This window comes from Tolypothrix campylonemoides VB511288_2, assembly GCF_045999855.1.
GTDB lineage: Bacteria > Cyanobacteriota > Cyanobacteriia > Cyanobacteriales > Nostocaceae > Scytonema > Scytonema bouteillei_A.
In genome coordinates, this window is the sequence record NZ_JBFPMW010000001.1 from 791504 (window position 1) to 812242 (window position 20739).

At 40.3% G+C, this 20739-nt stretch carries 13 protein-coding genes; 7 read left to right on the plus strand and 6 right to left on the minus strand.

Translation table 11 applies throughout. From position 1 onward, the window contains the following. Window positions 1-707: 707 nt before the first annotated feature. Window positions 708-1007, plus strand: a complete 300-nt coding sequence (locus AB0756_RS03395) for a hypothetical protein (protein WP_038078502.1) — start codon at window positions 708-710, stop codon at window positions 1005-1007. A gap of 78 nt (window positions 1008-1085) precedes the next feature. On the opposite strand, the gene surE is transcribed toward AB0756_RS03395, so the two are convergent. Beyond that, entirely contained in the window at window positions 1086-1766 is a 681-nt protein-coding gene (gene surE, locus AB0756_RS03400) for a 5'/3'-nucleotidase SurE (RefSeq protein WP_038078480.1), read from the minus strand. Between the two features lie 566 nt (window positions 1767-2332). Between surE and AB0756_RS03405 the strand changes: the two genes are divergently transcribed. Further along, window positions 2333-3418: a hypothetical protein gene (locus AB0756_RS03405; RefSeq protein WP_038078483.1), complete on the plus strand. Its 1086-nt coding sequence runs from the start codon at window positions 2333-2335 to the stop codon at window positions 3416-3418. 89 nt (window positions 3419-3507) lie between these two features. Here the strand turns inward: AB0756_RS03405 and AB0756_RS03410 are convergent, their stop codons facing one another. The 4 genes from AB0756_RS03410 to AB0756_RS03425 all read right to left on the minus strand — a co-directional run bounded on the left by AB0756_RS03410 (window position 3508) and on the right by AB0756_RS03425 (window position 8169). Further along, complete coding sequence (locus tag AB0756_RS03410; protein ID WP_038078487.1) at window positions 3508-4446, minus strand: manganese catalase; 939 nt, start codon at window positions 4444-4446, stop codon at window positions 3508-3510. Between the two features lie 217 nt (window positions 4447-4663). Continuing rightward, window positions 4664-5779: an alpha/beta fold hydrolase gene (locus tag AB0756_RS03415; RefSeq protein ID WP_038078489.1), complete on the minus strand. Its 1116-nt coding sequence runs from the start codon at window positions 5777-5779 to the stop codon at window positions 4664-4666. Window positions 5780-5800: 21 nt separating this feature from the next. Further along, the gene (devC, locus tag AB0756_RS03420; protein WP_038078491.1) at window positions 5801-6976 is read right to left on the minus strand and encodes an ABC transporter permease DevC; all 1176 of its coding nucleotides are present in this window, start codon (window positions 6974-6976) and stop codon (window positions 5801-5803) included. Then, window positions 6973-8169, minus strand: coding sequence for an ABC exporter membrane fusion protein (locus AB0756_RS03425; RefSeq protein ID WP_038078504.1), 1197 nt, complete (start codon window positions 8167-8169; stop codon window positions 6973-6975). The genes devC and AB0756_RS03425 overlap by 4 nt, the downstream gene beginning before the upstream one ends. A 420-nt stretch (window positions 8170-8589) precedes the next feature. Between AB0756_RS03425 and AB0756_RS03430 the strand changes: the two genes are divergently transcribed. After that, window positions 8590-9615 carry an aromatic ring-hydroxylating dioxygenase subunit alpha gene (locus AB0756_RS03430; protein ID WP_167844815.1) on the plus strand — a complete coding sequence of 342 codons (1026 nt, stop codon included), beginning with the start codon at window positions 8590-8592 and terminating at the stop codon, window positions 9613-9615. Window positions 9616-9796: 181 nt separating this feature from the next. Here AB0756_RS03430 and AB0756_RS03435 read toward each other — a convergent pair whose 3' ends face one another. After that, window positions 9797-10030, minus strand: a complete 234-nt coding sequence (locus tag AB0756_RS03435; protein WP_038078493.1) for a hypothetical protein — start codon at window positions 10028-10030, stop codon at window positions 9797-9799. Window positions 10031-10396: 366 nt separating this feature from the next. Here AB0756_RS03435 and AB0756_RS03440 point away from each other — a divergent pair, with 366 nt between their 5' ends. Genes AB0756_RS03440 through AB0756_RS03455 form a run of 4 tightly spaced genes read left to right on the plus strand, consistent with a single transcriptional unit; the run spans window position 10397 to window position 20739 of the window. Next, entirely contained in the window at window positions 10397-10954 is a 558-nt protein-coding gene (locus tag AB0756_RS03440; protein WP_167844814.1) for a chorismate--pyruvate lyase family protein, read from the plus strand. A gap of 47 nt (window positions 10955-11001) precedes the next feature. Next, on the plus strand, window positions 11002-12552 hold the full coding sequence (locus tag AB0756_RS03445; protein WP_038078497.1) for a class I adenylate-forming enzyme family protein: 1551 nt from the start codon (window positions 11002-11004) through the stop codon (window positions 12550-12552). After that, entirely contained in the window at window positions 12549-12800 is a 252-nt protein-coding gene (locus AB0756_RS03450) for an acyl carrier protein (protein ID WP_038078499.1), read from the plus strand. Before AB0756_RS03445 ends, AB0756_RS03450 begins: the two co-directional genes overlap by 4 nt. Before the next feature lie 52 nt (window positions 12801-12852). Further along, window positions 12853-20739, plus strand: coding sequence for a non-ribosomal peptide synthetase (locus tag AB0756_RS03455; protein ID WP_167844813.1), 7887 nt, complete (start codon window positions 12853-12855; stop codon window positions 20737-20739).

Consider the following 20739-nt stretch of genomic DNA (forward strand, 5'->3'; position numbering starts at 1 on the left):
ACTTTGACTATAAAAGAAGCTTCACAAAAGGGAATCAAGCTCAACAGTACTTTCACTGAATCTTCATCCATCTGCACGGGATCGTGTTTTTTTATAAATTTCGCATAAAGGAAAATAAATTGAACTTTTGTAAGATGAATTGTAAAGAGAAATATGACATCTTGCTGTACTGTGTGTTAGAATTTGCTACTATCTTAAGTACACAAGCGAGCGGCGATCGCTAATTGGTCACCGATCGCCCGCGATCGGTGATGGAGTTTCTACTTGTCACCTCTCTTAAGATTGGATTGCAAAATCCAAATGTTGGATTTATAACATAGCAGTTTTCGATTAGATGAATCGCACCCTTTGTAAGGGCGTAATGCATTGCGCTCCTAAGGTTGTAGTGTCTTTATCTGAAAATGCTTTTAAGTTATAAATTCTCGGTCTAGATGTCCAAACAAAAATCAGTTTTTTAGAATTTTTGGATTAAGGTTCTAGAAAGTGTGTAATGAACAAAATTTCAATTTGTTTTCTAAATCTCCGAGAAAATACTTTCATTACAAATCGTGAAACCTCTCTAAATTAAGGGTTTTCACCAGTGTGTTGGGAACACCAGCAGAATACTATTCAATCAGCAATGTTTATTTTGCATGGCTGACTATATATCTATTTCAAATTTTTTACGAGAAATTACCGACAACTCTCAAAATAAAGGTGCAAATATTATGGTACTGGCAGGGTCTCAAATCAAAGTAAGCAGATTGGAGTCCATCGTGGAACAAATTGGAGAAGCTGTACTTTCTACTACAGAGACTATAGAACGTCTCGCGGAAAGAGTGGATACTCTTAGCGTCCAAGTTGAAGCACAAGGACGACAACTCCAGCAGCAAGGGTATCAAATTTTTGCGCTGTGTGATGCCGTGCAAACTCTTGCGGACACTCAAGATGACTCATTACAAAAACTCACACAACTTACGCGAACCTTAGATCGTCTGATGACTTTAATTGAAGGACCATCGGAATGAAGGATCGAGTATGAACGGTCGAAGAACGTTACCTTACCCTGTTGTAGCTTCGATCCTTCATCCTTTAGCCTTTCTTCGTTAAATCTTTAACTGAGTCACGGCAATTTTACCTGAAAAACATATATCCACGTCACTACCAGGAGTGCGATCGCGTTTGGCATACTCTCCATAATAGTAAAAATTCTCACCTTCAATACGGTAGTTGATAGGCAACGGTTTTGTACAGGGTTGACAAAACACAACTTCTGGCTCGGGTTCTCCTGGCATAAGGTGGGGTAGGTTGACGTTCCAGAAGGTCTTTGATTCTAAAGGACGGTTGAGTAAATCAGCCAAAACACGAGATGTCCATCTTGCCAGAACATCCCAATCCACGACTACATTACGTTTGCGATAGTGAGACACCGCAATTCCGGGAATACCGTTCATTGTAGCTTCTCGCACGGCAGCAACAGTACCGGAAATGTAGGCATCAACTCCGAGATTTCCTCCAGCATTGATGCCAGATAGTACCCATTTGATATTTGGGCAAATATGTGACAGTGCGATTCTGACACAATCTGCAGGAGTGCCTGCAATGGCGTACTCATTGTCTGAGCGTCGGTTAACATGAATTGCTTGAGTGGTAGTGACTTGGTGTCCGCAGCCAGAGAGGTGATCTCTTGGGGCGACAATCAGAACTTCTTGACTATTGACGGCTTTTAGAAGTGCGCGAATCCCAGGAGCATCGATCCCGTCGTCATTTGTAAGAATAAAGGTCATAGTTGGCTGTATTTTACTGAAATAACTATCTTATTCTCTACGTTCTGCCATCTGCCCTTTCTCTGCTGTCCTTTCACGGAATTCCCTATCTGTTTCTATGTAGGGTCTCTATGTACGGGTTGTTAATGATAATATAACTACTAGTATAAGTTAGCGAAAATAAGGAAACCATTAGTAACAGGCAAAAAGTTTATATTCAGATCTTTTGCGCCTTCTGCCATCTGCGTCCGTATTTCTACCTTCATATACTAGTTTTATTTTTTAAATCTATCCCCAGGCATCATATTGCATACTATAAAGAGAATCAATTTTAAACTCTCTTAACAAAATTTACTTGGCAAGGGTGGTTGATACTGCTGGTATATTATTTATCAGCGATTTGTGACACGTAATATTGAGTCCGCATATATTAGGGTATAATTATATACGATTTCTTGTTCGAGACAAGTAAGAACTGGTGTGGTTGGCTACAAGCAGGAGTCAGACTTGGGGAGCATCTCAAATAACCGTGTAAAAGCATTACACAAGCAGGTTTTTTGATCGATTGCTATTTATAAAAGAAAACAATGTTACTAAAAAGCCTTCATTCTGTTAAAAGTTCCTCAGTTAACACCTTGCTCGACCTTTGGGCGCAGCGTTATGCACCTAACCTCTCCTCTCTGTTGTTGTTACAAGACTCTTCAAATTACGAATCTCTCATAATAGCTAATTCACTAGAGGGGCGTGCTCTAACTGTAACAAAGTTGACAGACAATATATTGGATATTAACAGTCAAATGGCTTGGATACAAACTAAGACCTTGCACAATTATATCCCTAATGTTTTAGATTTGAATGAAGCCAGACGAATAACGCAATTTGCCACACGGGTGTACAAAAAACTACTGCAAGTTTATCAACAGCGATCGCTCAGCCTTGCTCCAAACACAGCAAAATCATCAAATGCCAATTGGGCTTTTGAGATGCGATCGCTTTTATCGCTCGACCAGACAACATTGGCCCAGATATCATACGATCTAGAGCCAATATTACTAGTGTTTCAAGAGCAACTTTTGGCGTCTAAAGATTGGCGTGCCTTGGGGTTTATGACCACGCAGTTAAAATTTACAAATAAGTTAATACTAAGTTACTTAACACCTATAGAGATACTTCTGTTGAGTTCATACTTGAAGGTTGTTGAGGAACAAGTTGCTATGCCCTGGCAGCGAGTTTGTACAGCGGCGGCGACGCATGAACCGCGATCGCAAGCATTAACTGTCGTAGAGCAAATGATATCGGTTGCAGAGGAAATCGCACGCAGCGTTCATTATCGACTTGTTGAAATTTTTCCCAACTACCACAGTCGTAGTGGTTGGCTAGCAGATGCTGATGTAGCACATTCAAGCATTCGAGATCTTAATATGTTTCAATCCTACCTTTGGTTGTGTGTTTTAGAACAAAACTTAATTCCAGTAGAGCAAGAACTTATTAACTTATGCATCATGGTTTTAGGATGTATAGAAGTGAAATGGGAGATAGCAGAAGTATCGACTCAATTATTAATAGAAGAATTGCTCAAGCGTTTAAGCCCGGAACATAAATCGGTTTTACTACCTTACACTCGAGGACTGCTGCAAACATTTTTGGATGCCCGCGATCGCTCGCATAATTAATGGTATTGCAGGGGGCGTAATGCCAAATAAGATCCCCTCTAAGTTTGAGGGGATCTTATTTGTCTTGTTAAGATGCGCGGAAATCGGTATTACTTACTAATGGTGGTGCGATCGATCAAAGGAGAACCATTTCCGCCTTGAACTTGTCCCGTTCCGGCTGTAGGTGAGAGTTGAGTTCCATGGAGCCGTGGATCTGTTTGAGGTGGATTGGGTTCTGGTCCGAGAGGTTTGGGATTTTCAATATACTGGAATTCACCCTTGCCATCTGGAGAAGGACCTTTTGCCCAGCGACCTTCAGCACTTTCAGTACCTTCAGAGTGGTTCCAGAACTGATATGCAAACTCGCGCTTCTCCAAATCCAGTGGGAAGGAACTGGGAACAGGAGTTGTTTCCAATCCTGATTCTTCTAGTTCCTTAACAGCTGCAATCCATTGGTTCTGGTGCATGGTATCGCGAGCAATCATGAAACTCAAGGTATCTCTAACACCAGGGTCATTAGTCATTTCGTACATTCGCACGGCTTGCAAACGTCCTTGAGATTCAGCATGAAGATTGGAACGGAAATCTGCTAGCAGGTTACCACTGGCAACGATAAAGCGACCATTCCAAGGAAAACCAACACTGTCAGCAGGCATTGCGCCCAAACCTGAGACAATAGCGTGCTGGGGATTCATTGCTGCCCCTATAATATCCGTAATAGTATCGCGTGCTTTAGTACCACCCATAACTGAACCCACAACTGGGTCTTGTGCTCCCTCTTCTTGCAATTGAATAGGTGCTTTATCCAGCAAGTGAGCAATCATCGTAGCTAGCATTTCAACGTGACCGATTTCTTCGGTACCGATATCCAAAAGCATATCGCGGTATTTAGCAGGTCCGCGACAGTTCCAACCTTGGAACAGGTACTGCATCATTACGGTCATCTCACCAAAAGTACCGCCAATAAGTTCCTGAATTTTTTTTGCGTAAAGAGCGTCTGGTCTTTCTGGTGCTTTAAAGTACTGTAGTTTCTTGGTATGATAAAACATGATTCATTCCTCAATGAATACTTGGATTGGCACAAATTCAGGCTTCCCCAAAATCTGATATTTGTGCCAGCCACTCATGCTTACTAGGAAACCTAATCTGAAGGCTCTCTACATCATTCCACAGTTATACAAAACAATAGATGAAAAATAAGTAACTTGACCGAGGTTATTGTATTGCCAGACATATCCTGACAGCATTGACAGCCATTGGTCACTGTCAAACCCAACGTCTCAATTGGGTTGAGCCTGAAAAATAGTCAAAACCATCCTCATACCAATGTTCATCACGACGGTTGATATTAAAGCAACCTTCATGGATTGAGCCATTACCTCCATTGTTGTCGAAGCGATTGGACTCAAAAGCAGGTAGGCTGCGCTGGCGAGAAATGAAATCTGTATACACTTCTACCACTCCAGTATGGTACTTGACATTCCGGTCATATTCATTCCAATTATCCCCACGAAAACGTAACAGAAAAGAACTATTGGCAGTAGCTGCATAGTTGTTATCACCAGCAAAACCTCCGCTTTCGTCTGACACGACGACTGCTAACGATTCATAAGCCACATCTCCAAAAGGCTTGGGTTTTTGCTGACCAAAAGTATTGCCATCAATATCATAACTACTAGCTTCATTGGCAGGATCTAAAGCTGTAAGATGAGCAACTTTGCCCAAAAGAAAGCCAATTTCGGCAGCAACATATGCTCCGAGGCTAAAACCTACAACACTCAACTGCCGAGCTGTTATTTCCAAGTTATTAAGAGTTCTAGCAGCCCATTGAGCAACTGGGGCAACAGAGCCTGATGTATATTTAGGTTGCAGACCCTTGTCTTCGTCATGATTTGCTGGCTCTCGCCAATCTAGAGCTAAGACTTGTTTGGAAGGATTTTGTTTAGCCAGTTCTTGCTGTAAATTGCGAAAAATCTCATCGTCAGACGAGTTTTTCCAACCATGAATCACCAGGATTGTCTCTTTTGCGTACTCAATCCCTTGGTAGGTTCGTCCGTTAGCATCAAAACGGTAGAGATGAACGCCATCTTTATAGTATCTTGGTTTAGCTTCACTTCCATCTTCTGTTAATCCCCAATTAGCAATATCTCCTGCTATTTCACCAGGCAATTCCCTTTGAGTTTGCTCTTCAGCAATCTCTTGACTCACAAATTCTTGGGAAGTGACTGATGCAGTGCTATGAGTCAGAGCAGAGCAATAAGATGAAAAGGAATTTTGACTTAATACTAAAAGTGCTTCTTTGTTAGATAAAATTCCATTGTTAGTCTGCAAACTATTGGAAAGTGATAAGCTCTCAGTTGATAAGTCCCTGGTAACGTTCATAATTAACGCATTTTCCAAATTCTAAAACATATCCGCAGGATCGGTAGAGCGAAGTTTGCGAGTTGCGATCGCACCGGAAAGACTAGACATGATAATAGTTAGTATTAGCACCTGTAATCCACGCACGGCTGTCATATACATGGGCAAATTTGTCGCGGTGCGAGTGAGATGGTAAAGCCCTAAAGACACAACTGTTCCCGGAATAAAGCCCAGTATTGCCAAAATTAGAGCTTCTTCAAAGATGACACAGAGTAAATAGCGATCGCAATAGCCCATGGCTTTTAGAGTTGCATATTCTTTCACGTGACTGTTAACATCTGCAGATAAAACTTGATAGACAAGAATTACACCTACTACAAACCCCATAGAGACACCCAGACTAAAAATAAATCCTATCGGGGAATTTTTTCTCCAGAAATTGTTTTCAAACTCCACAAATTCTGCATGTGTTAGCACTCTGACATCATTTCTCAGGTAAGCTTGCAACATAGCTGCTACCTTTTTTGGCTCGTATCCTTGTTTGACCTCAATCAAACCCAAACTAATGCTGCTGGATTGTCTTCTGGGGAATAGACGTAAAAAGTTTCGATCGCTGGTAATTAAGTTACTTTCTGCTCCAAAAGAAGCCCCTACTTTATATAAACCAGTAATAGTAACGGTTCGCCCTTCTATTTCAGTTGTTAGGGTTTTACCTCGCGCTACTTGAGTAATGACCTTTTGATAATCACCTCTAGAACCGCGATCGAACAAAACCGTATCGGGAAATTTAACAGCTTGTAATTGTTGGTTAACATCAGGTAAGTCAAAAGCTGGCTTATCTGGATTAAATCCAATTGCTAACACCCCCATTTCTCGATGGGTTTGCGGGTTTTTCCAAATCATGTTGTAGAAATATATTGCTTCTGCTGACTTTACCCCCGGTATATCCATTGCTTGATACAATCGCCGACGAGAAAAGACAGACAAACTTTGTAAATTCCGAGCTTGTGGACTTATTAAAACAATATCTGCTCGTAAACTGCGATGCAATCTGGTATTGCTGTCATACAGTGCAGTATGAAAACCTAACTGCATGAACATGAGAACGTCAGCAAAGGTTATACCAGATAATGCCACAAGCAGACGGCTTTTTTCATGACTGAGTTGCAGCCATCCTAAAGGTGTTCGCCGGCACAATTGTTGGATTAGTTTTATCACAGTTTAATAACCGCCCTCACTTGCATATTAGTTAAGTTGGCAGCTTTCAGGCTGGAAGAAGGATCGAGTCGGATATAAACTTCTACCACTCGGTTGTCAATATTACTGAGAGGATCTGTGTTAATAACATTCTGTCGCCGTACTTGCAAACTTTTACGTTCCACCGTTCCTTGCAATTCAATAGGTAAAAAATCACCTACAACCTGGACTGACTGTCCTGGATGCACCTTATTAATATCGCTTTCGTAAACCTCAGCTATGGCATACATTTGGCTGGTTTGTCCGATATCAACAATGCCATTATTGGATATTAATTCTCCCGGACGGACGTGGATTTGAAAAACCTGACCATCTTGGGGTGATTTTACATAAGCCTGTTGCAAATTGACTTTTGCTCGATCTAGCGCTGCTATAGCACGATTGACTTCTGCTTTAGCGACTTCCACATCCTCTTTTGGCACGTTAACGATTCGATCTAGTTTTGCTTTTGCTTCTTCAATTTGTTGCAGACCGGTCAATTGAATACGTTTCAATTGCGCTTGTGCTTCTTGCAAATTTTTTTGTGTTGTTTCTAACGCTAAGCGCTTGCTATCCCATTGGGAAGCAGAAATTGCACCTTGTTTGTAGAGTGTTTGATATCGTTGGTTTTCGGCTACTGCATTGCGTACCTCAGCTTGCAATCTATCTGTGGTAGCAACTTGAGTGTTAATATCACCTTGGCGTTGTGCTTCTAAGCGAGCAACAGTGGCTTCTTGTTCGGCAATTTCTCCTCGTTGAGCACCTGCTTGTATGCGTTTTAGGTTTGCTTGTTCTACTTTTAGTTGTTCTTGGGCTTCTTTTAAAGCGCTTGCTAAGCGATCGCGACTATCTAGAATTGCAATGACCTGTCCTGCTTTGACTGTGTCACCCTCCTGTACTAGCAGTTGCTCTACTCGATTTCCTTCGGTAGATGTGGTAGCAGAGAGTTTAATGACTTTTCCTTTTGGCTCGATCCATCCTAAAGCTGTTACTGTTGTTAGCTTAGGGAGTTGTGTTGTTGATGTCTGTGGCTCTTGCTTTGTAGAATTTTGAAGGTGTTTTACTATATAAATACTTATTCCACCAGCTAATAAAAATGTAATGATACTTATAAAAACAAATAAATGTAGAACAGACTTAGAAGACAATCTGTACTTTAGCTTGGAGTTTTGCACCATAGATTACCTGTGAGAAATTGTTTGAAGAAACAGACTTTTAATGGGAGCATCCCAATGAGTGAAAAAACACGCTTGTGATTGGAAATCACGGCTACACAAACTAAGTGATTAGAAATCACGGCTACACAAACTAAGCCTGCCTCCGCAGGCTGTAATTCATAGATTCCAGAAATTCAATAGAACTTTTAGACACAAGAGACTGATTTTCTTTTGTGAAAACAGAATATTCGCTTTTTTAATATAAATTTGTAATCTATGCTAGAAATTTGAGTTTAGCGATCGCTGTGTGTGTAGCATTTTTAATTATTTAGCTTATTATTCTTTCATTTTTTATTTGTAATTATAATAACTGTTTTCAAGATTTCTTAGCGATAGTTTTAGAACGATAACTATCCGCTAATAATGCCCTAAAAGAAAATGAATTATAAGACACAAAAATTTATATCTACGTGTAAATTAAAAATTTTTAATAATCCAGAAGTGTTTATTGAAGGATGGTATTGGGTGATGCCATCTAACAATTTACGAATAGGTGAAGTCAAACCTGTAACAATCTTAGGCAAAGAGTTAACGATTTATCGTGGTGAAAATAAAAAAGTCACTATCGCAGATGCTTACTGTCCGCACATGGGTGCTCATTTGTCAGAAGGCAAAATTGAGGGGAATACGTTACGCTGTTTTTTTCATCACTGGAAGTTTGACGCTGAAGGGAACTGTGTTAGTATTCCGTGTTTGGATAAGCCACTTCCTGTGAAGTTAAAAATCTGGCCCACTGCTGAGAAGTACGGATTGATTTGGATCTGGACTGGAAAAACACCACAACAATCTATCCCTTTTACGCCAGAGTTAGAACAAAAAAAGTATGATATTGCTTTTGGACCTCGGATAATCGTGAACTGCCATCCTAATGTTGTGATGATTAATGCTATCGATCTTCAACATTTCAATACAGTTCATAAATTAGCAACAGAAATTATTTTTAAAAATCAAGAACTAAATCAAAATGCAATTCTCTTCAACAACACTAAATATGATGGCAGGGCTTCTTTTTATCTTAAGCTGATTCGTCCCTTCTATAAGGGTACTATTAAATACAGTATTTGTTATTGGTATGGTAGTACTGGAATAGCAACGATTAGTACTAGTTTTTTTCGTTTACACTTAATGTTTGCACTGCGCCTTCTTCAAGAAGGAAAAACGGAAGTTCAGCCTCTTTTGTTAATGAACAGACGCAAGGGAATAATTAGTTTGATATTTAGCAGAGCCATATTATGGCTAACTCATATTTTTGGAATTCATTTTATCAAAGGTGATACTAAAATTTTTCAAACGATTCAGTTTAATTTTAAAACACCTCTTAAAATAGACCGACCAATTATACAATTAATCGATCATGTTGAAAGACAAAAACCCTTACAATGGGGAACTTGGGAAGATATTTAGTTTGCAAAAAAATTCGCGTATAATGAAATTGTTATGTTGACTCATTTGAGCTTTACAGAGTTCTCTTAAGTTTTTATGTAAATTTTTGTATCAATGTTTAACATTTCTGACTACAAGCAGTATGTGTATGCAAGGTTTGTGATTTGCTTGAGCAAGTAGTTTCTTAGGTAGAAACTACAACTCAACTTACCGAGCTGTAGTCCTCTTTGTGTAATTCTATATTGAAGGCGCTAAAGCAAAGTTGAAGAGTCTTCCGATCTACACCACTCAAAAACCACAATCGACTGGATGTTTTATTGGAAACCTTCATGCGAGCGCTTAACTCATCTAGAGTAAAGCGTTCTCCATTATTCTGTGCGATCTCTACAGCCGAAATTGCTGCTTGCAACCGTTGTAAACCTGTAGAGGTCAGCAAAACACCCCGTCTTTTTGACTTTGGATTCTATCATATTGCTACGTATGGTATTTATCCTTATTTATCTTAACTGTCTTAACTGTCTTAACTGTCATAATTAGAATGTTTTAACTATCTTCTTAACTGTCTTAACTGTTATTGCATTATTTTGATAAAAGTAAGATGATTTTTTGTTGTACATTTGTTTGGAGAAAACCAATAAATAAATTGTTAATATCTACTTCAGACTAAACACAAGCATAAGGCTTCTCGCAAGTAAGTATACTCTGTTAACTGTGCATGATTCAGTATATTTTCTTCTAGAAAACATACAATTTTTCTATAGGATTTGCCAACACAATATTCATATAAATTCTGAATAAAAAAATGCATAAAGTTTTAACCCAAAAATATATTGAACCACGTAATTTAAGTTCTTTTCAAAGGATTTTACTTACAACTGATGGAACATTGACAGAAATTTTAGAAGCTTATCTATTAGAAAAAATTCAATTAGTCAAATTATCAGAAGAATTAATTGAAATTGCAAAACCTATTCCTGCTTTAGACATAGATGTAAATACTCAAGTAATTAGCAGAAAAGTTTTATTACGTGGTAAGATTAGTTTAAATAACTTTATTTATGCTGAATCTATAATTGTACCTGAAAGACTAGATAGTACATTTAAATCCAGATTAATTGAATCGCAAGAACCGATAGGTAGACTCTGGTTAGAGCATAAACTTGAAACTTTTAAAGAAATAATTGAGTCAGGTATAGAAACATCTAAAGAATTATTTCATTATTTTAATATTTCAGAAGAAGATAAAATGCTTTCTCGAACTTATCGAGTTTTTTCTAACCGACAACCGATAATGATGATTACGGAAAAGTTTCCAGAAAGCTATTTTATAAAGAAAATGAATAATTTATTTTCTAAATAAATTGAACTTAATCCCGTATACTTTTAAAAAGTAATGGAAGGATAAAAATGTTAAAACAAAGGCTTGTCGAAATTGTCAAAAAGTATCCGGAACGAACTGCGCTTTCCTGTAACCAGTTAAAGATTAGTTATCAAGAACTATATGCTTATATTACATACTTAAGTAACCATCTAAGCAAAATTGGTATTGCCAAAAGTGACTGTATAGCCTTAATTTTACCTAACAGTACGGAGTTTGCGATCGCTTTTTATGCGATCGCAGAATTGAATGCTATAGCTTTGCCCATTAATCCTCTTTTTAAAGAGGATGAACTTAAATACTACATTATTGACAGCAATGTTAATGCAATAATTACCAATAGCGATGGGGCAGAAATTAGTCGTAAAATTATATCAAAAATTGATAAAAAAATAGAGTTAATTGTTTTGGATGATATTGCTTTACTTACCAAAGAAGTAAATAACTCAACAATTGCAGAAAAAAACTCTAATCCCTCTACTTTTACAGGTAATGTACTTTATCAATATTCTTCTGGTTCTACAGGTAAACCTAAGAAAGTTTGTAGAAATCAAAATAATTTATATCACGAAGTTAAAAATTTTACTGAAACTATTAATATAACTCCAGCAGATAATATTTTATGCGTAGTGCCACTTTATCACGCGCATGGTTTAGGAAATTGCCTACTAGCAGCTACTTGTAATGGTGCTACTTTAGTGATTTTAGAACAAGTTTTACATCAGGGAAAAGCCATCGAAGTACCATTTGTTTTTAGACGTTCCAGAGTATTAGAAATTATAGAAAAAGAAAAAATTACTATCTTACCTGCTGTTCCTTATATATTTAATACTCTAGCAGAAACACCAGATGATACTCAATTTGATGTTTCCAGGCTGAGACTGTGCTTTTCTGCCGGTAACTTTTTATCAAAAGAGATTTTTGATAAATTTTTTCAAAGATTTGGCATTCCTGTGAGACAACTGTACGGTTGCACAGAAGCAGGTTCTGTGGCGATCAATCTAGATGAAGATCTAAAAAATACATACGATTCTGTAGGATGTCCTTTAAAAAATATTGAAATTAAAATTATTGATGATACAGGTAAAGAACTTCCAACTGGAAGTATTGGAGAAATAGTTATTAAAAGTCAAGCACTGACACAAGGATATAGTAATAAACCAGAATTAAATCAACAAGTATTTAAAAATGGTTCATTTTTTACGGGTGATTTAGGTAAGAAAGATGAAGCAGGACGCGTTTATATTACTGGTAGAAAGCAAATCTTCATTGATACAGGAGGTCACAAAGTCGATCCACTAGAAATAGAAAATATCTTGATAACTCATCATCAAGTTAAAGAAGCCGTTGTTGTTGGTATCAAAGGTTTGTATGCAGGAGAAATTATTAAGGCGGTTATTGTCCCTCAAAACCGAAATATTTGTGACGAAAATGATATCTTATCTTATTGCAAAGGCAAGTTAGCTGATTTTAAAGTTCCAAAACTTATCGAATTTCGTGAGGAAATTCCCAAAAGCCCATTAGGCAAAGTACTAAGAAAAAATTTAATCGATCACCTATCAGAACTGATAAAATCATGAGAAGTATTGATTTAATAGAACAAAAAACTAAAAACATTGTACTAAGTCTTTTACCAAATATAAATAGTGATGATTTGTCAGATTATAGCAATCTTTTTAGCATAGGTCTAGATTCTGTCAATGCCATGACACTTGTGCTTAAACTACAGAATACTTTTGGGATTCAATTTGTAGCTAGTGATATTAATGCAGAAAATTTTCAAAATGTAGCAAGTATTGTCAAGCTAATTAATGAAAAGCAAGGCTAAGCATTTTTAGAAACTCAATATATCCCTGCAAACCTGAAGCAAAAAGACTACAATGAGTAATTCTACGGAAAGAAATCCACTAGAACCAAGCAAGTCAGTAAAAACAGGAGAAGATATTTGGCAAGCGATCGCAAGCATTCTTGAAGTACAAAATCAAGCTCCAGCTTTAGTACCTGTATCTCGGAATGAAGACTTGCCTTTGTCTTTTTCTCAAGAAAGATTATGGTTCCTTTACCAGTTGCAGTCAGATAGCTCTACTTATAATGTTTCCTTTGCTTTTCGGCTTCAGGGTTTGTTAAACATTACGGCATTAGAAAATAGTCTAAATGAAATCATCCAACGCCATGAAACATTGCGAACTACATTTGTAGTTGCGGAAAACACACGTGTTCAGGCGATCGCTCCCAGCTTCAAATTGACCTTACCTATAGTAGATCTTCAAGAACTTCCTAAGAAAGAAAGAGAAACTCAAGTTTTACAACTGGTCAAAAAAGAAGTTCAACAACCCTTCGATCTAGCACGAGGATCGCTGTTGCGTTCTTCCTTGTTGCATCTGGGTGAGAATGAATATGTGTTACTCCTGAGCGTCCATCACATTGCCTTTGATGGTTGGTCTGAAGGTATTTTGTGGCGTGAACTGACAGCTTGCTACACAGCTTTTTCTATTGGCAAGTCCTCTCCCCTACCTAAACTGCCTATCCAGTACGCAGACTTTGCTGTTTGGCAGAAACAGTGGCTGCAAGGCCAAGTCATGGACGATCGGCTGAACTATTGGAAGCAACAATTAGCAGGATCGCCTCCCCTGCTAGAACTTCCTACCGACCGAATGCGCCCAGTCATGCAGACAAACCGTGGCGGTGTCAAGCACTTTCAGCTAGGCGATTGTCTGACTCAAAAACTCAAAAGCCTAAGCGAAAAGTCAGGCTCAACTTTATTTATGACTCTGCTGACTGGCTTTGTCATCTTACTATCACGCTACAGCAACCAACAAGATATTATCGTCGGTTCCCCAATAGCTAACCGCAACCGTAGTGAAATAGAATCTCTCATCGGCTTTTTTGTCAATATTTTAGTGTTGCGTACTGACGTTTCTGGAAATCCCAGCTTTTGGGAGTTGCTGCAAAGAGTGCGCCAAGTAGCAATGGAAGCGTACTCTCACCAAGATGTACCGTTTGAGAAAGTAGTAGAAGCTTTACAGCCAGAAAGAAACCTCAGCTACTCCCCATTATTTCAGGTGATGTTTATTTTACAAAATACGCCACCTGGAAAATTAGAATTACCTGGTTTATCTCTAACTCGCCTAGAAATAGAAAGCTCAACAGCTAAATATGATTTAACTTTGTCGATAACAGAGAGCGAGCAAGGACTGAGTGCAAGTTTAGAATATAACTCTGACTTATTTGAGCAAGCTACAATTACCCGCATGGCGGGGCATTTTGTGACCTTACTGGAAGGTATTGTTGCTAATCCACAGCAGTCTATTTTGGAATTACCTCTACTAACAACAATTGAACAACAACAGTTATTAGTGGAATGGAACAATACTCAAACAGAGTATCCAAAAGATAAATGTATCCATCATTTGTTTGAAGAGCAGGTTGAGCTTACACCCGATGCTGTAGCTGTAGTATTTGAAAATCAACAACTGACTTACCACCAATTAAATTCTCGTGCTAACCAATTAGCTCATTACTTACGCTCATTAGGTGTAAAACCAGATGTGCTGGTTGGTATTTGTGTAGAGCGCTCGCTAGAAATGGTGGTAGGAATTTTGGGCATTCTCAAGGCAGGCGGGGCTTATGTGCCACTTGACCCTGAATATCCCCAAGAGCGTTTAAGCTTCATGCTGCAAGATGCAGATGTTTCCATCCTGTTGACTCAACAAAAATTGCTTAAAAGGTTACAGAATCATCAAGCGGAGTTTATCTGTTTGGATACTGATTGGGAATCAATTTCTCGATCGGATCGAGATAGTCTAATTACCAATGTAAAAGCAACTAACTTAGCTTATGTAATTTACACCTCAGGTTCTACAGGTCAACCTAAAGGTGTAGCTATGAATCAACTTGCTCTTTGCAATCTGATTCTATGGCAACTGCAAAATAATACAATTTCTGGCGGAGCAAGAACACTGCAATTTGCTCCTATCAGCTTTGATGTCTCCTTCCAAGAAATATTCACTACCTGGTTTTCGGGAGGCACATTGCTTTTGATTAGGGAAGAATTGCGACTAGATGCTTTGGCTTTGTTAGATTTTCTGCAAGAAAAAGCTGTTGAGAGGCTGTTTGTTCCCTTTGTTGCGTTGCAGCAATTAGCTGAAGTCGCTGTTGATAGTGAATCAGTTACTAATAATCTAAGGGAAATTATTACTGCTGGGGAACAGTTGCAGATTACCCCCGCGATTTCTCAATGGTTAAGCAAATTAAATGATTGTACGTTGCACAATCATTATGGGCCATCGGAAAGCCATGTTGTAACCAATTTAACTTTGGCTAATCCAGTAGAGACTTGGCCGTTACTTCCTCCGATTGGCCGTCCTATTGCGAACACGCAGATTTACATCCTGGACAGGTTCTTACAGCCTGTACCCGTCGGTATACCAGGAGAATTGCACATTGGTGGTGTCTCTTTGGCACGAGGCTACCTCAACCGTCCTAAGTTGACACAAGAGAAATTTATTCCCAATCCCTTTAGTCAAAGCAAGGAAGCAGGGAAGCAGGGGAGCAGGGGAGCACATGATAACTTGCACTCGTCTTTCCCCTCTGCCTCTTCCGACCGCCTCTACAAAAGTGGGGATTTAGCACGTTATCTACCGGATGGCAACATTGAATACTTAGGACGTATTGACAATCAGGTAAAAATTCGCGGGTTCCGGATCGAATTGGGTGAAATTGAATCAGCACTGAGTCAACATGGCGATGTACAAGTATCTAGCGTCATTGTGCGTGAAGATATCCCAGGACAAAAGCAGTTAGTCGCCTACGTAGTGCCGCAAAAAGAGGTGATACCGACAAACAGAGAATTGCGGCAATTCCTGAAAGCTAAACTGCCAGATTACATGGTTCCTAGTGCTTTCGTTATTCTAGAAGCCCTACCCCTGACTCCCAACGGTAAGGTAAACCGCCGTGCCTTAAAAGCACCAGATTTACTTAGTGAGATAGCAGATAAATTTGTTGCACCCCGCAACTCCATTGAGGAAAAATTAGCACTGATTTGGTCTCAAGTACTGAGGTTAGAGAAAGTAGGCATTCACGATAATTTCTTTGAACTAGGAGGACATTCTCTAATAGCTACGCAGGTAATTTCCCGCTTGCCAGAAGCCTTTGGGATTTCGTTACCGTTGCGTTCTTTATTTGAGTCACCGGCGATCGCGCAGTTAAGTGAAGTCATCTTACGCGAACTGGAAACTGGTTCGAGCTTGACGCTTCCAGCAATTTTACCCGTTTCCACAAGAAAAAACATACCGCTATCTTGGGCGCAAGAACGTCTGTGGTTTCTCCATCATTTAGAAGGCGAAAGTGGTGCCTATACAATGCCTTTCGCCATGCGTTTGGTGGGGAATCTCAATATCAAAGCTTTGGAACAAGCGGTTGGAGAGATGGTACGGCGGCATGAAGTTCTGCGGACTCGTTTTGAAATCAAGCATGACAAGCCAATACAGGTAATAGCCCCCGATCTAGCCATAATATTACCAGTGGTGGATCTGCAAAATGTGGCAGATCCCTGGCAACAAGTAGAACAACTAGCGCTCGAAGAAGCTTACAAACCCTTCGATCTTGCGAAAGATCCCGTGTTGCGGGTCAAGATGTGGCAAGTTGCGACTGATGAGTATGTACTGCTAGTAGTCATTCATCATATTGCTGCTGATGGTTGGTCAATAGGCGTGCTGAACCGCGAACTCTCTGCCCATTATCGAGCCATTACCACGGATAGTGCGGTTGAATTACCAGAGTTATCCGTACAATATGCCGACTTTACCTTATGGCAGCGCCAATGGCTGACAACTCAGGTACTTGAACCTCAATTAAGTTATTGGAAACAACAGTTAGCCGCAGCGCCACCTTTGTTGGAATTACCTACGGATCGTCCCCGCCCAGCTATCCAAACTTTTCGAGGAGGAACAGAGCGATTTCAACTAAATGCTTTGCTAACTTCTCGGCTCAGACAACTGAGCCACAAGTCTGGAACAACTCTGTTTATGACACTATTGGCGGGATTTGTCGTGTTAATGTCTCGCTATAGCGGTCAAACAGATCTTGTCATTGGTTCTCCGATCGCAAATCGCAACCGCAAAGAAATTGAAGGGTTAATTGGCTTTTTTGTCAATACCTTAGCACTCAGATTCGATCTGTCTGCAGAACTGACTTTAAAAGCCTTGCTGGAGCAGGTACGACAAGTGACTCAAAACGCTTACGATCGTCAAGACTTGCCCTTCGAGATGTTAGTTGAAGAGTTGCAACTGGAGCGCAATTTAGATCGCAACCCACTGGTACAAGTGATGTTTGCCCTTCAGAATGCGCCCACAAACCCCTGGGATTTGCCCGGTTTAACAGTTGAGAAAATGCATTGGGGGCTTGAGGCGGTACGGTTTGACCTAGAAGTTCACCTCTGGGAAGTTGCTGAAGGTCTTGAGGGCTTTTGCTATTACAGCAGCGATTTATTTGATTCGGTAACGATCGCTCGGATGATGACACATTTCCAGAATTTGCTGGAAGCGATTGTTACTAATCTAGAACAACTAGTCAGTCAATTACCTCTACTGACAGCACAAGAGAAGCATCAATTGTTAGTAGAGTGGAACGCTACCCAAACGGATTATCCAAGAGAACAATGTATTCATGATTTGTTTGCAGTCCAAGCGGAACGGAACAGTAATGCAGTTGCGGTGGTTTTTGGACAACAAAAGCTTACTTATCAGGAGTTGAATGCACAGGCAAATAAACTAGCACATTACCTGCAAAAACTGGGGGTGAAACCAGGCGTGCTGGTGGGTATTTGTGTGGAACGTTCTGTATCTATGGTTGTTGGGTTATTGGCAATTCTTAAGGTAGGTGGGGCATATGTGCCTTTGGATACAGAATATCCTAAAGAGCGTTTGGCTTTTATCATAGAAGACACACAGATATCGGTACTGTTGACAACACAGAAATTAACTGATGCAATTCCCAAACACCAAGCGCGTGTTGTTTGCTTTGATACTGATGCAGGTGCGATCGCTCTTGAAAGCCAGCAAAACCCCACAGCAGCAGTAACATCGAGCAATCTCGCTTATGTCATTTACACTTCCGGTTCTACAGGGAAACCCAAAGGAGTAGCTGTCGATCACCGAGCTGTGAACCGCTTGGTAATTAACACAAACTATATCAACATAGAACCAACAGATGTTATTGCCCAAGCCTCAAATTATGCCTTTGATGCTGCAACCTTTGAAATCTGGGGTGCATTATTGAATGGGGCGCGGTTGGTAGGAGTCAGCAAAGAGTTAGCACTATCGCCAAGAGAATTCGCCGCTTTTCTGCGATCGCAAGGTGTCAGCGTGTTATTCTTAACAACTGCCTTGTTCAATCAAATCGCTCAGGAAGTCCCCTTTGCTTTCAATTCACTACGACATCTCCTATTTGGCGGCGAAGCCGTCGATCCTAAATGGGTGCAAGAAGTACTCAAGAATGGTGCGCCGCAGCGACTGCTCCATGTTTATGGACCGACAGAGAACACAACATTTAGTTCTTGGTACTTAGTAAAAGATATCCCCGAAGACGCTACAACCATTCCCGTCGGGCAAGCAATTGCCAACACACAAATCTATTTATTAGATCCCCAACTACAGCCTGTGGGCGTTGGTGTACCAGGAGAAATTTATATCGGCGGCGATGGTCTAGCAAAAGAATATCTCAATCGACCGGAGTTAACACAACAGAAATTTATTCCCAATCCCTTTAGTCGAAGCAAGGGAGCAAAAGATAAATTGCACCCGTCTTTCCCCTCTTCCGACCGCCTCTACAAAACCGGGGATAAAGCACGTTACTTAAGTGATGGGAATATTGAATTTCTCGGTCGAATTGATTATCAGGTGAAAATTCGCGGTTTCCGTATCGAATTAGGAGAAATTGAAACCGTTTTGAGTCAACACCCGTTGCTGCAAGAGAGTGTTGTAGTAGTAAGAGAAGACACCCCCGGCGATAAACGTCTGGTAGCTTACTTAGTTCCTGCGCTTCATCGTCCAACATTACCTCAGGAAGTTTCTCAATGGCAAAGTGAGTATGTTAGTGATTGGCAAATGCTTTACGAACAACTCTACAGCCAAAATCAAACATCCACAGATAACCTGACGTTTAATATTGCAGGTTGGAACAGCAGTTATACCAGACAGCCCATCCCAGACCGAGAAATGCAGGAGTGGGTTGAGAATACAGTCAACCGCATTCAAGCTAACTTTCCCCAGCGCGTATTAGAAATTGGTTGTGGAACGGGATTATTGTTATCTCGTCTTGCCAAGCACTGTCAACAGTATTGGGGAACAGATTATTCCATCGCCGCCATACAGCACGTTGAGCAAGTATGCAGCACAGTTGATGGTCTAGATCGCGTGCAGTTATTGCACCAACTTGCAGATAACTTTGACGGCATCCCACAAGGAGAATTTGACACTGTTATATTGAACTCAATCGTCCAATATTTCCCCAGCATTGAGTATCTGTTGCAAGTTCTAGAAGGAGCGATCGCCACAATTGCTCAACAGGGTACAATCTTCGTGGGCGATGTCCGCAGCTTGCCATTGCTAGAACCATACCATGCAGCCGTACAGTTGTCCCAAGCTGCTGGGGATAAAACTATTGAGCAATGGCAGCAACAGGTACATCAGAGTATGGCCACCGAGGAAGAATTGGTTATCGATCCGGGTTTCTTTATTGCCCTCCAGACACGTTTTCCGCAGATTGGTTCGGTAGAGATTCAGCCCAAACGCGGTTACGCTCAAAATGAGTTAACCCAATTCCGCTATGATGTTACCCTCCATATTGGTACTCACGTTCAAAATAGAGTCATTCCTTGGTTAAACTGGCAGCTAGACGGGCTCTCCTTTACGCAAATTCAAAATCGACTGCAAAAAGAGCAACCAAAACAGCTAGGAATCAGGCGTGTGCCGAATCAACGCGTGCAGCAAGCATTACAGATTTGGCAATGGTTGGAAAATCCCCCAGCTGTTGAAACAGTCAACCAACTGCGGCAAGTACTCGCACAACAGCCAACAGTTGGGATCGACCCAGAACAGTTCTACCAGTTGGGTCAGCAACTTGGCTATGATGTCCACCTAAGTTGGTGGGAGAGCAGTCAGGATGGTTGCTATGATGTGGTATTGTGCCGCAATAGTTCAACGCAGACATCTGACAGACAAAAGGGGATTGCTTTTTGGGATAGTTCAGCCGTCATTACCAAACCTTGGACTGACTGCACCAATAATCCTTTATACGGCAAGTTAGTTCAGAAACTAGTGCCACAGGTGCGTGAGTATATTCAACAGAAGCTACCCGATTATATGGTGCCTCAAGCTTTTGTTGTTCTCAATGACCTGCCCTTAACCCCCAATGGCAAAGTAGATCGTCGCGCTCTACCAACACCTGATGCCGCAACTAGAAATCTTTCTACTGGCTTTGTTTTACCTCGTACCTCCATTGAAGCTCAGGTCGCTCAAATTTGGAGTGAAGTTTTAGGCGTTGAACGTATTGGTGTTAATGATAACTTCTTTGAACTGGGAGGACATTCCTTACTCGCTACCCAAGTTTTGTCAGAGATTAACTCAGTTTTTGGACTCGATCTATCCATACAAATGATGTTTGAGTCTCCCACAGTAGCGGGGATAGCAGCTTACATAGAAGTAGTGGATTTGGTAACACAAAATTTATCAGTTAAAGAAGCCAGTAGCGAAGTAGTGGAGTTTTGA